Consider the following 11,984-nt stretch of genomic DNA (forward strand, 5'->3'; position numbering starts at 1 on the left):
CCAATGGCACAGGGAATAAGTGCTTGCACTTCAGAGAAGACTCATCGCCCCTCGGGATGTGAGTCGGAACTAAAGCGCCCTCGCTTCAGAGGAGACTCATATCCCGCAGGGATGTGAGTCGGAACTAAACTTGCCCGCTCCCCTCGGCTATCCCGCAGGACGAAATGAAGCTGATCGATTCCATCGTTGCGACCGCGCCCGAAATCCAGGCGCTGCGCCGCGACATCCATGCCCACCCCGAGCTGTGCTTCAAGGAGGAGCGCACCTCCGAGCTGATCGCCAGGACGCTGGAAGGCTGGGGCATTCCGGTGCACCGGGGCCTCGGCACCACCGGCGTCGTGGGCATCATCAAGAACGGCACGTCGGATCGCGCCGTCGGCCTGCGGGCCGACATCGACGCCCTGCCGATGACCGAGCACAACAAGTTCCCGCATGCCAGCACCTTCCCCGGAAAGATGCACGCCTGCGGCCATGACGGCCACACGGCCATGCTGCTCTCGGCCGCCAAGCACCTGGCCACGAATCGCAATTTCGACGGTACGGTCTACCTCGTGTTCCAGCCCGCCGAAGAAGGCGGCGGTGGCGCGCGCGAGATGATCAAGGACGGCCTGTTCAAGCTATTCCCGATGGAAGCCATGTTCGGCGCCCACAACTGGCCCGGCATGCCGGCCGGCGCCTTCGCCCTGAAGAGCGGCCCCGTGTTTGCCTCCAGCAACGAATTCAAGATCACCCTGCGCGGCAAGGGGGCGCACGGCGCGATGCCTCACCTGGGCATCGACCCGGTGCCCGTGGCCTGCCAATTGGTGCAAGGCTTCCAGACCATCATCAGCCGCAACAAGAAGCCGCTGGACGCGGGCGTGATCTCGGTGACCATGATCCATGCCGGCGAGGCGACCAATGTGGTGCCGGACAGCTGCGAGCTGCAAGGCACGGTGCGCACCTTCACGCTGGAGCTGCTGGACATGATCGAGCAGCGCATGAAGACAATGAGTGAAGCCACCGCTGCCGCGTTCGAATGCACGGTGGAATTCGCGTTCAAGCGCAACTATCCGCCCACGATCAACCACCCGGCCGAAACCGAGTTTGTCCGCCGCGTCCTGAGCGAGATGGTCGGGGCCGAGCAGGTGCAGGAGTTCGAGCCCACCATGGGTGCGGAAGACTTCAGCTACTTCCTGCTCGAAAAGCCCGGCTGCTACTTCCTGATCGGCAATGGTGACGGCACCCACCGTCACGGCGGCCATGGCCTCGGCCCCTGCACCCTGCACAACCCGAGTTACGACTTCAATGACGACCTGATTCCGCTGGGCGGCTCCATGTGGGTCCGCCTCGCCGAAGCCTGGTTGAAATGACGCCCCTCGTCCAAGGAGTACCTTGGCCGGTCCCCCAGGGGGACGGCGATGCTTGACGGTTCGACCGTCAAGCACATCGCCGAACCGGGCCGGCTTGGGAGCGGCCCAGCGCTCGACCCGAAAACCTCAACTTGCGTGGCATGCCCATGACCATCGACAAAACCCAAGTCCAGGCCGACACCATCGCCTGGCTCGAAAAGGCCGTGATCGGTCTGAACCTCTGCCCGTTTGCCAAGAGCGTGCATGTCAACAAGCGGATCAAGTATCTGGTCAGCGATTCAGACACGCCCGAGGCGCTGCTGCAGGAACTGGCGCATGAGCTGCTGGCCTTGAACCGTGCCGACCCGGACGAGATCGAGACCACGCTCTTGATCCATCCCAAGGTCTTGCAGGACTTCCTGGACTTCAACGACTTCATCGGCGCGGCCGATGCATTGGTTGAAGACCTGGAGCTCGATGGCCAGTTGCAGATCGCGAGCTTCCATCCACAGTTCCAGTTCGACGGCACCGAGCCCGACGACATCACCAACTACACGAACCGCTCGCCCTACCCCATCCTGCATCTGCTGCGCGAGTCGAGCATCGAGCGCGCCACCGAGACGATGGCCGACACCGACTCGATCTTCGAGGCGAATGTGGCGACGCTGGAGAAGCTGGGGCTTGCAGGATGGATGGCGTTGGGGCTGCGGGCCTGAAAATCAACAGCCACATCGAGGTTCATCTCCGATGTGCGGAAGCGTCTCTTGACGGCACATAGCAGCCACACGCTGTTTCCTTCTTTCGCGCTGCCGAGGCCATCGGGTGAGGGCTTGTGCTCCTGTCCCCCGGACCGGGCTTCGCCCGATCCTCCTCCTTTACCTCGCCCAAACCCTCACCCGACGCCCTCGGCCGAACCTGCGCATGCCACCAGGCGAAGGCCACAGTGGTGCGGATCAGGTCGGCAGTGGGTTTCCCGAAGCGAGGTAAAGGAGGAGGCCCTGGCGCAGCCAGGGCCGGGGGACACGAGCGCAGGGGAACCCGCTGGCGGCCTGATCTTCGACCAACAGAGGAACAAGAAAACGAATGGCAGCAATGTGCCGTCAAGGGACATCCCAGGAATTCGGCGATTCAGCAGAAAAGAGGGGCTACATGTCGTAGACCTTCAGTCCAGCCGGCAACTGCCCCTCATTTGCCGTTGAAGCCCTCTTCCGTGTGGAACACGGTGGCGCCGCAAACAGGCTGCCGGTGTGCTTCAGTCTTCCTCGCCGCCAAACTCCGCCAGAAACGCGTCGACGAAATGCGGGGCACCTGTCAAGGTCAGGGTGACCGTGCGCCAATCTCCAGCCTCCTCTTGCACCAGCAGCTCGTGGTCCCAGGCCATGCCGTCTTCGATGGGGCCATGCTGCCCCGGGAACTCCCGCCAGGCCCAATCCAGCACACCTTGAACCTCGACCATCACGGCCGCGTGGCTGTCGGCCCGCGTCGAGGCCATGGCCTCCAGCGTGGCGACGCCGTCGTCACCATCGCTGAGCTCGAAGATCAGATATTGCATGGCCATCGCCTCAGACAAGCGAGCCGTCCTCGCGCCGCGAGCGGCCAAGCAACCAGGTCACGCCCATGCCAAGAAGCACAGCTAGCAGGGCCAGCGGCCAATAGTTGAAGGCCGGCGGCGAGCCCAGGCAATAGGCCAGGCCCGCCCAACCAAAGGTCAGCAAGGCTTCCAGCATGCCCACCACGCCATGGCCCTTCATGCGCGTCTTCATGTCGGCACGCTTCCCCTGGCGCGGATACCAGATCAGGCCCATGCCGACCGACAGCGTGCCGCCGACCAGGCAGACGATGAAGATCAGCCCCTGCTTCCAATCGTGCCCTGGCAGGACGACCACCAAGGGCGACACCAGAACCCAGACCGGCAGCAGCGCCGCCAGGAGCTTGAGCCAGCGCAGCCGCGCCAGCGACGCCGGTGCGCCGCCCAGCAGCTCCGGCGCATCCTCGGCCGCCACGGTGATCCAGGCCAGGCTGCCCGCCAGGGACGTGGCCAGCCAGACGACGGCCGGCATCAGCATCACCGCCGCACGGCCATCGCCACGCAGGGCGATGAAGAGCATCGGCGTCAGGTAGAGCAGTTGCAGCAGCGTCTGCGTGATCAGTTGCGGGTCGCGCAGGATCAGGCGCCATTCCTTGACCAGCACATTGCGCGCGAGGCCGGCGCGAAAGCGCACGCTGCCGGCGCTGGGCGCCGCCACGCCCCGTTTGACGCTGCCGCTGACCGACTCCTGCGTGCCCGCCAGAAAGTGTTGGTGCGCCAGGCCGATCACGGCCCAGAAAGCGCCCACACCCAGGGCCATGATCGCCAGCAAGGGCAGCAGTTCACCACGCAGCGCACGGGCCGGCAGCCACAGCGGGCTGTCTTCCGACAAAGGCCCGCCGGGCGCCAGCCAACGCATCACCAAAACGGTCAACTGCTTGCGCTGCGCCTCACCCAGCATGTTCTGCGCCTGCGAAGCCAGGAACAGCGCGGCACCAACCAGGCTGCCCAGCACCTGGGCCACTGTGCGCGCACGCCGGGCGCCAAGCCAGCGCACCAACAGGAGGGTCAGCCAGATGCCCAGCGCCGTCACGCCCAGGGCCAGCGAGAGCAGCGTCGGATAGATCGCCAGCAGGTTCGCATGCCCGGTGAACAGGCCGACATGGGCCAGCGGCGCGAGCATGAAGAGGTAGAGCCCCACCACGCTGATCGCAATGCCCAGGCCGCGCGCCATGAAGACGCTGCGCGTGGGCAGTGGCGAGGCCAGCAGCAGGTCCAGATCACCGCGGTCGAACAAGGCCGACACCGATTGCAGGATGGCCTGCGAGAGCATCAGGCTGATGACCACATAGGCAGCGCCGCCCAAGGCAAACAGCGCCCAGGGCGGCATGTCGCCCTCGGGCAATTTCGCGAGCAGGCCGTAGACGCCCGCATGCAGGGCCACACCGAGTATCAGCAGCAGCACGAGCAGCAGCTTGATGCCCTTGCCGCCCACGCCGCGCCAGGCCAGGCGCAGCTCGTGCCGGATCAGCCACCAGGTCGAGCCCGGACGCCCGGCCAGCAAAGCCCGGACCGTCATGCCGCACGCGCCGTCAATTGCAGGAACACTTCTTCCAGCGATGCTCCAGGCCCGCCGGTGGCCGCTGCATGCGCACGCAACTCATCGAGCGTGCCCTGCGCAATGATGCGGCCGCGCTGGATGATGCTGATGCGCTGCGCCAGGCGCTCGGCGATCTCGAGGATGTGGGTGGTGAGCACGACCGTCTTGCCCTGGGCCACGCGCTCCAGCAGCAGGTCTTTCACTTGCCGCGCTGCGCCGGCATCCAGCCCTGTCAGCGGCTCATCGAGGATCAGCAACTGCGGGTCATGGATCAAGGCGCCGGCCAGCGCCAGCTTCTGTCGCATGCCGCGCGAGAAGCCCTCGACCAGCTCACCGGTGTGGTTCCAGAGGTCGAGCCAGCGCAAGAGCTCTTCGGCACGCGGCGCGCCGATTGCAGGGGCTACACCCCACAAGCCGCCAACGAACTCCAGGTATTCGAGCGGTCGCAGCTTGCCGTAGAGCAGCGGATCGTCCGGCAGAAAGGCCAGCACGCGCTTGGCCGCCACCGGGTCTTGCGTGACGTCATGGCCGAGGATGCGGGCCGTGCCGCCATCGGGCTTCAAAAGGCCGGCCACCATGCGCAGCGTGGTGGTCTTGCCAGCGCCGTTCGGGCCCAGCAAGGCGTGGAACTCACCGCGCGGGATGCTCAGGTCTAGGCTGTCGACTGCGGGCTTGCCGCCGAAGAACTTCACAAGGCCGGTGATTTCGAGGGCGGCGGTGCTGGTTGTGTTCATCTGATGTGCTTCCGAAGGGATCATCAAGCTGCGCGGCACTATATCGGCGAGTACGCGGCCCGCCGCTTGAAGAGCCTCCTCAGGCCTTGTGCGTGGCGGCTTCCTGATCGCGGCGCCCTGCCGTCAGCCACAGCAGCAGTGCGCAGACAACGCCCAGCACGCTGCAGATGCCGAAGAACAGCATCATGGAGTCATAGCCCGCCGGATTCTGTGCGCTGGCGCCAGCGCGACTGTTCAGCCAGCCGGCCAGCATATTGGCGCCGCCAATGCCGGCGTTCTGCACCACCCACATCAGGCCGATGGCCGTGCCGAAACGGTTGGGCCTGACCAGCTTGCTGCACAGCGGCCACATCACGGCCGGCACCAACGAGAAGCTGACGCCGATCAGGAGGGTGGACCACCACAGGCTCCACTGCGTCAGCGCCATCACGGCCATCGCTATCGGCAGCAGCAGCGCGCCGAAGGCCAGGAAGGGTGCGTAGCGGCCCACGCGGTCGCACAGCCAGCCAAAGGCCGGCGTGGCAAACACCGCGGCCAGGAAGACATAGCTGTTCATCTCGCCCGCGGTGGCCAGGTCCAGGCCATGGGCATGCTGGAAATACTTGATCGAGAAGGTACTGCGGAAAGCCATCATCACCGAGTACCAGAGCACGCACAGGCCCAGCAGGTACCAGTAGGCCTTGCCGAAATGCAGCATGTCGCGCCAGGCAAAGCCCTCGTTTGCCTTGGCCGCGACGATGCCCTGCGCGGCCCGCTCGCGCGCTGGCGCGCGGTCGATCCACCAATAGACCAGGGCCACGGCGAACGAACTCGCCGCAAAGGCCGCCGCGATCATCAGCGGCGGCTGCCAACCCGCGGCATAGGAGCTGGCGAACCAGGTCGGCGACATGTCGGCCGAGAAGGAACCGAGGCGGCCGACGGACAAGGTCACGCCGATGGCAAAAGCCAGGTCACGCTTGCCGAAGTAGTCGGCCACCGCCACCACCGTGGCGATGCTGAAGGTCTCGGCGCCGATGCCGAACAGCAGGCGCCCGGCGGCCATGCTCGCGAAGTCCGGCCCGAAGGCAGTGAGCAGCGCACCGGCCAGGCACAGGGCGGCGGTCCAGAGCGTCATGCGGGCCGCGCCGAAGCGGTCCACCAGCACGCCGCCCACCAGGATCAGCACGATATTGGGCAGGTTGTAGATCGCGTTCAGCATCCCGATCTGCGTGTCGCTGAAGCCCCGCTGCTGCTGCAGCAAGTCGGCCACCGGGCCGACCGAGTCATAGACGTAGTAGTTGCCGTAGAGCGCGGCGGCCACCAGCAGGCACACCAACCAGGCGGTGGCGCGGCCGGAATTGTTGTCGGTCATGTCGGGGTCCTTGGGCTGCAGGCAGCCGGGCTTCAGAAGCGGCCGATTGTCCTGGCCCTGCAGATCGCCCGACATCGGGTTTGGCCCAACCTGCAGGCAGCCGAATCACAGAGAATCGCCGGCAAGAAGCTCACAAGAAACAGGAGACACCGTGTACCAGCACCTCAGCACCCCACGCCGCGCGCTGCGCCTGTCCCTGCTGGCCTCGGCCATCGTCGCGCTCGGCGCCTGCGCGAGTTCGTCCTTCATGCTGGACCGCAACGCCAAGGCACCCAGGCTCGACGGCTTCGGCACCATCGCGATGAAATCGGGCAGCAGCGTGCCTGCGGCAGATGAGCTGTTCGCCCAGGGCATGGCCCAGGCCTATGGCTTCAATGAGGCGGAAGCGGTGCGCGCCTTCAAGGCCGCGCTGGCGCTGGACCCGGCATGCGCGATGTGCGCCTGGGGCGTGGCCTGGCAGCTGGGCCCGAACATCAACAACAGCCAGCGCGGCGACCTGCGCGAAGCGCTGAACTACGTGGACTACGCGCTCAAGCACAGCAGCACCTCCACGCCGCACGACCGCGCCTTGATCGAATCGCTAGCGCTGCGCTATGCCCACGGCAGCGAAGCGAAGAACATCGCACCGATCCAGGCCGAGATCTGTGGCACCGGCAGCAAGGGCGGCCAGGGCGGTGAGAAGGCCCACCCGCTGGACGTCGCCTACGCGGAACGCATGCGTGACCTGGCGGCGCGCTTCCCGGACGACCCGGACCTGATGAGCTTCTATGCCGAGGCCGAGATGATCGCCACGCACGACGACTGGTGGGACCGCCAGACCGGCAAGCCGGGCGGCCGCATGGGCGAGGTGGCCGACAAGCTGGAGGCCGCGCTCGTCAAGCATCCCAAGCACACCGGCCTCAACCATTACATGATCCATTCGGTCGACGCCTTGCAGGTGGCCTCGCGGGCCGAAGCAGCGGCCGACCGGCTGGGCGCGCTCGCCCCAAAGTCTCCGCATCTCCTGCACATGCCGGCCCACACCTATGTGCAGCTCGGCCGCTATGCGGATGCCACCCGCGTCAACCAGCAGGCGCTGGCAGCGGACGAAACCATGATGGCGAACCTGAAGGCGCAGGGCTTCAGCGTCAGCAAGGACTGGCGCGGCCACAACGGCCATTTCCAGTGGTACGGCGCGCTGATGGAAGGCCGCAGCGAGCTGGCACTGGGCACGGCCCGCAAGGCTGCCGAGCTGGCCAAGGGCGACCATGAATACGCCGAATACCTGCGCAGCATGCCTTCGCTGACGCTCTTGCGCCTGCAACGCTGGGACGAGCTGATCAAGGAGCCGATGCCCACCGGCGGCCGTGGCATGGCCAGCGTGCTGGGCGAGATGGCGCATGGCATCGCCCTGGCCCGCAGCGGCCGCAGCGATGAAGCCAAGGCAGCGCTCGCCAGGCTCGACGCCAGTGCCGAAGCGCTGACCAAGAAGCACACCGGCAGCGACTACATCCCCAAGATGATCCGCAGCATCGCCGGCACCGCCCGGGCGCAGCTGCGCGCCGAGCTGGCATTGGCCGACAAGCGGCCGGACGAGGCCCTCGCCAGGCAGACCGAGGCCGTCAAGGCCGCCTTCGACGCCGACGGCACCGAGCCGCCGATGCTCGCTGCCGGGACGCGCCTGTCGCTGGGTCAGATGCAACTCAAGCTGCAACGCTTTGCCGAGGCCGAGCAGAGCTTCCGCGCCGACCTGGTCGAGCATCCCAAGAGTGGCTGGGCGCTGCAAGGCCTCGTGCAGGCGCTGAAGGCGCAAGGCAAGCCGGTCGATGGCGTGCAGGCCGAATTGCAGAAGAGCTGGGCGCTGGCCGATGCGGCGCTGAAGACCACGCGCTGAAGTACAGGCTTCCGGAAAGACACCATGCTCAAGCAGCTCCTTCATCGTTCGCTGGCCCTCGCGCTGGCGCTCTCCGGCGCTGCGGCCATGGCCGCACCGGACTTCAACGTCACCCTGCCCGCCAGCTACAGCGGCGGCGCGCAGGATGGCCGCCTGCTGCTGATACTCGCGCCGGCCGAGCAGGCACCCGGTCGGGAGCCACGCGACATGGTGAACTGGGATGGCGATGCCATTCCCTTCTTCGGCATCGACGTGAACGGCTGGAAGCCCGGCCAGGTGCAGAAGTTCGATGCCAGGGCCTTGGGCTTCCCGGTGCGCTCGCTGGCAACGCTGCCAGCCGGCAAGTACCGGGTGCAGGCGCTCCTGAACCGCTACGAGACCTATCGGATGGGCGACGGCCGCGTGCTCAAGCTCGCGCCCGACCGTGGCGAAGGCCAGCATTGGCAGTCCAAGCCTGGCAACCTGTATTCCAAGCCGCAGCTGCTGGACATCAGCGCCGCGCCCGGCGGCACGGTGCAGATCGCCTTGACCGAGCAGATCCCCGAGATCGCGCCCTTTGTCGACACGCCCTACGTCAAGCGCATCAGCATCCGCAGCGAACGGCTCTCGAAGTTCTGGGGCCGCGACGTCTTCCTTGGCGCCTTCGTCACGCTGCCCTGGGGCTTCAACGAGCATCCAGATGCCCGCTATCCGCTGGTCATCAACCATGGTCACTTTCCCAGCGCCCCAAGCGCCTGGCGTGAAACGCCGCCGGACCCGGGCTTGTTGCCGGTCCACAGCAAGCGTTTCAATCTGGAGGGCTACAACCGCGTCGAGCAGCAGCTCGCCTGGGAGAACTTCCAGGCCTGGACAAGCCCGGGCTTCCCGCGCGTGCTGATGGTCGAGATCCAGCATCCGACGCCGTTCTACGACGACTCCTATGCGGTGAACTCGGCCAACAACGGCCCCTATGGCGACGCCATCCAGTACGAGCTGCTGCCCGAGATCGAGAAACGCTTCCGCGGCCTCGGCCAGGGCTGGGCGCGCTTCATGTTCGGCGGCAGCACCGGCGGCTGGGAGGCCATGGCGGTGCAGATGTTCTATCCGGACGAGTACAACGGCGCCTGGGCGGCCTGCCCCGACCCGATCGATTTCAGCCACTACATGACGGTGGACCTCTACAAGGACAGGAACGCCTACTTCCAGCCCAACCGGTTCAAGCGCACGCCGCGCCCGGCGCACCGCAACTGGCTGGGCCATGTGGACACCACGATGGAGGACACCGGACTGTGGGAGCTGACGCTGGGCACCAAGGGCCGCTCGGGCGACCAGCTCGACGTGTGGGAAAGCGTGTATTCACCCGTCGGTCCGGACGGCTATCCGCGCCGCGTCTGGGACCGACTGACCGGCGAGATCGACCCGGTGACGGTGGCGTACTGGAAAGAGAACTACGACCTCGCCCACATCCTCAAGCGCGACTGGGCAAAGCTCGGCCCGAAGCTGCGCGGCAAGCTGCGCATCTATGTCGGCGACATGGACAACTACTACCTGAACAACGCGGTCTACGGCGTCGAGAAGTTCCTGCGCCAGGCCAATCCGCCCTCTGACGCGGTCGTGGACTACGGCGACCGCGCCGAGCATTGCTGGAACGGCGACCACATGCGGCCCAACGCCTATTCGCGGCTGCGCTATGCGCAGATGGTCCTGCCCTGGACGGTGGAGCGCATGCTGATGACGGCACCGGCCGGTGCGGATTTGAAGAGCTGGCGGTATTGAGCGGCTTTCAGCTCACCTGAACTGCAGGCGCCCCAGCGCGCCGGCAGCGCCGCTGGCCCAGGCCTTCTGCTGGCCCGGCGCGAAGCTCAGGGCATCAAAGCCTGGCATGCCGGCCGGCAGCGGCAGCGGGTGCCAGGTCTTGCCATCGTCGTCCGAGCGGTCCGCGCCCTGCGGACCCACGGCGATCAGCGAATGCTCAGTGCCGGGCAGGTACTTCACCGCTGAGCGGAACCCCGAGAGGCCTTGGCGATTGACCAGAGTCCAGCTATTGCCGCCGTCGCTGGTGATGGCCACGTTGTCTACCGCCGCCCGCTCCAGCTTGTAGTCGCCACCGACGATCACGCCATGCAGTGGGTCGCGGAAGGCAACCGAGAAGATGCCGGCTGACGGGCCAGCCGCCAGCGGCGTGTCAACCACCGCCCAGCTCTTGCCGCCGTCGGCCGTGTGCAGCACGCGGCTTCGGGTCGCTGAGTTGGTCACGATCCAGGCTTCGCTCTTGCCGGTTACAGCAATATTGGAACCGCTCGCCGAGAAGGCGCCCTCGCCCGGCAGCGCCGGCGGCAAGGCCGAGTCCGGCACCGACTGCCAGGTCTTGCCGCCGTTCTCGGTCTTTAGGATCTGGAACTTGCCGTCGACGGAGTCTCCGATCACCAGGCCATGCTCGGCGTCCCAGAAGCTCATCGCGTCCAGGAAGCCCTTGGGATCCTGGTTCGTGTGCTGCAGCGTCCAGGTGGCGCCGGCATCGAGGGTCTTGTAGATCCGCGAGGCTGCGCCGGGGCCGATGCTCAAGGCGTAGGCGGTGCGGGCATCGATGGCATCGATGTCGCGGAAGTCCAGCTTGTCGCTCGCGGCATCGCCCGGCGCCTTGAGCTTCTGCCAGCTCGCGCCGCCGTCCGAGGTTCGCAGGATCGTGTTCTCGGCACCGCTGGCCCAGGCCACGCTCTCGTTCACGGCGCTGATGCCGCGCAGCCGCGCGCCGACGCCGCTCGTCTGGCGGGTCCATTCGACTGTGGTGGTCGCGGTGCCGGCGAGTGCCGCAAAAGTGAACAGGAGGGTTGGGAACAGGAGCTGGCGTTTCATTGATTGGCGTCGGCGGTGGATGGCGCCATTGTGGGTGCAGCCGCTGCCCTGGCCTTGCTGCGCTCCACATCGCGCATCAACCGGGCCACCACCAGTCGCATCACATGGAAGCCGAGCTTGGGGTTCTGGTAGTAAAGCTTGGCCATGCCTTCGCTGGAGAGGCTGTAGAGCACGCAGTCGGTTTCACAGCGCAGACTCAGGGTGCGCTTGTGGTCCACCGTGAACAGGCCGATCTCACCGACCAGCGCGCCGGGCTCCAGCGGCTCGTCGATCTCGAGGAGCCGCAGGCGGCCGCTCTCCAGGTACAGCATCTCCTCGGCATGGTCGCCCTGGCTCCACAGCTGCTCGCCGGCCTTGGCGGTGCGCCGGCTCATGTGCGGCAGCAGCCATTCGGAGACCGGCGTGTCCTCCCTGGCGTTCTTGATCGAACGCACCAGGCGCTGGATCTGCAGCGTCTTCCTGATGTTGATCGGTATCAACGCCGCGTACAGGATCAGCGTCGGTATCGCAGCGCTCAGGAAGCCGTAGAACACCAGGCAGAGGCAGGCCACCAGCGCGACGACACGCAGCGGCAGCATGCTCTTCATCAGGTAGCTGGTCACCATCAGCGCCGCGCCGATGAAGCCGAAGACATAGGCGATCTGCAGGGTTGTGCTCATGGTTTCCGTCAAGCAAATCCTGCGCCGACTGTAGAGAAGCCGCGTGACAAAGCCAGCGTGCGAACCCTGAAGACCA

General features: G+C 66.2%; 10 protein-coding genes. 4 read left to right on the forward strand and 6 right to left on the reverse strand.

The genetic code is table 11. From position 1 onward, the window contains the following. The first annotated feature begins 164 nt into the window (after positions 1-164). On the forward strand, positions 165-1,349 hold the full coding sequence (locus V3596_RS17650; protein ID WP_334279116.1) for a M20 aminoacylase family protein: 1,185 nt from the start codon (positions 165-167) through the stop codon (positions 1,347-1,349). Between the two features lie 140 nt (positions 1,350-1,489). Next, positions 1,490-2,044 (forward strand): DUF1415 domain-containing protein, encoded by a 555-nt coding sequence (locus tag V3596_RS17655; RefSeq protein ID WP_395384326.1) that lies wholly within the window; start codon positions 1,490-1,492, stop codon positions 2,042-2,044. 536 nt (positions 2,045-2,580) lie between these two features. Here the strand turns inward: V3596_RS17655 and V3596_RS17660 are convergent. The 4 genes from V3596_RS17660 to V3596_RS17675 form a co-directional block, all read right to left on the reverse strand. Then, positions 2,581-2,880 carry a hypothetical protein gene (locus V3596_RS17660; RefSeq protein ID WP_334279118.1) on the reverse strand — a complete coding sequence of 100 codons (300 nt, stop codon included), beginning with the start codon at positions 2,878-2,880 and terminating at the stop codon, positions 2,581-2,583. Positions 2,881-2,890: 10 nt separating this feature from the next. Next, positions 2,891-4,435 (reverse strand): hypothetical protein, encoded by a 1,545-nt coding sequence (locus V3596_RS17665; protein WP_334279119.1) that lies wholly within the window; start codon positions 4,433-4,435, stop codon positions 2,891-2,893. Continuing rightward, positions 4,432-5,190 (reverse strand): ABC transporter ATP-binding protein, encoded by a 759-nt coding sequence (locus V3596_RS17670; protein WP_334279120.1) that lies wholly within the window; start codon positions 5,188-5,190, stop codon positions 4,432-4,434. The genes V3596_RS17665 and V3596_RS17670 overlap by 4 nt, the downstream gene beginning before the upstream one ends. Positions 5,191-5,269: 79 nt before the next feature. Further along, positions 5,270-6,541 (reverse strand): MFS transporter, encoded by a 1,272-nt coding sequence (locus tag V3596_RS17675; protein WP_334279121.1) that lies wholly within the window; start codon positions 6,539-6,541, stop codon positions 5,270-5,272. Between the two features lie 151 nt (positions 6,542-6,692). Between V3596_RS17675 and V3596_RS17680 the strand changes: the two genes are divergently transcribed. Together V3596_RS17680 and V3596_RS17685 are read left to right on the forward strand one after the other, a co-directional pair. Next, a complete protein-coding gene (locus tag V3596_RS17680; protein WP_334279122.1) occupies positions 6,693-8,414 on the forward strand; it encodes a tetratricopeptide repeat protein in 1,722 nt (573 codons plus the stop codon). Positions 8,415-8,438: 24 nt separating this feature from the next. After that, positions 8,439-10,169: a hypothetical protein gene (locus tag V3596_RS17685; RefSeq protein ID WP_334279123.1), complete on the forward strand. Its 1,731-nt coding sequence runs from the start codon at positions 8,439-8,441 to the stop codon at positions 10,167-10,169. 12 nt (positions 10,170-10,181) lie between these two features. Here V3596_RS17685 and V3596_RS17690 read toward each other — a convergent pair whose 3' ends face one another. Beyond that, entirely contained in the window at positions 10,182-11,249 is a 1,068-nt protein-coding gene (locus V3596_RS17690) for a WD40/YVTN/BNR-like repeat-containing protein (protein ID WP_334279124.1), read from the reverse strand. Continuing rightward, entirely contained in the window at positions 11,246-11,908 is a 663-nt protein-coding gene (locus V3596_RS17695) for a Crp/Fnr family transcriptional regulator (protein WP_334279125.1), read from the reverse strand. The genes V3596_RS17690 and V3596_RS17695 overlap by 4 nt, the downstream gene beginning before the upstream one ends. Between the last annotated feature and the right edge of the window lie 76 nt (positions 11,909-11,984).

The sequence above is a fragment of the Roseateles microcysteis genome, from assembly GCF_036880965.1.
GTDB lineage: Bacteria > Pseudomonadota > Gammaproteobacteria > Burkholderiales > Burkholderiaceae_C > JAUASW01.

Excerpts from the sequence above, each read along its gene's own strand:
- V3596_RS17650 (WP_334279116.1), top strand. The coding sequence starts at position 165 with ATGAAGCTGATCGATTCCATCGTTGCGACCGCGCCCGAAATCCAGGCG.
- V3596_RS17655 (WP_395384326.1), top strand. The coding sequence starts at position 1,490 with ATGCCCATGACCATCGACAAAACCCAAGTCCAGGCCGACACCATCGCC.
- V3596_RS17660 (WP_334279118.1), bottom strand. The coding sequence starts at position 2,880 with ATGCAATATCTGATCTTCGAGCTCAGCGATGGTGACGACGGCGTCGCC.
- V3596_RS17665 (WP_334279119.1), bottom strand. The coding sequence starts at position 4,435 with ATGACGGTCCGGGCTTTGCTGGCCGGGCGTCCGGGCTCGACCTGGTGG.
- V3596_RS17670 (WP_334279120.1), bottom strand. The coding sequence starts at position 5,190 with ATGAACACAACCAGCACCGCCGCCCTCGAAATCACCGGCCTTGTGAAG.
- V3596_RS17675 (WP_334279121.1), bottom strand. The coding sequence starts at position 6,541 with ATGACCGACAACAATTCCGGCCGCGCCACCGCCTGGTTGGTGTGCCTG.
- V3596_RS17685 (WP_334279123.1), top strand. The coding sequence starts at position 8,439 with ATGCTCAAGCAGCTCCTTCATCGTTCGCTGGCCCTCGCGCTGGCGCTC.
- V3596_RS17690 (WP_334279124.1), bottom strand. The coding sequence starts at position 11,249 with ATGAAACGCCAGCTCCTGTTCCCAACCCTCCTGTTCACTTTTGCGGCA.
- V3596_RS17695 (WP_334279125.1), bottom strand. The coding sequence starts at position 11,908 with ATGAGCACAACCCTGCAGATCGCCTATGTCTTCGGCTTCATCGGCGCG.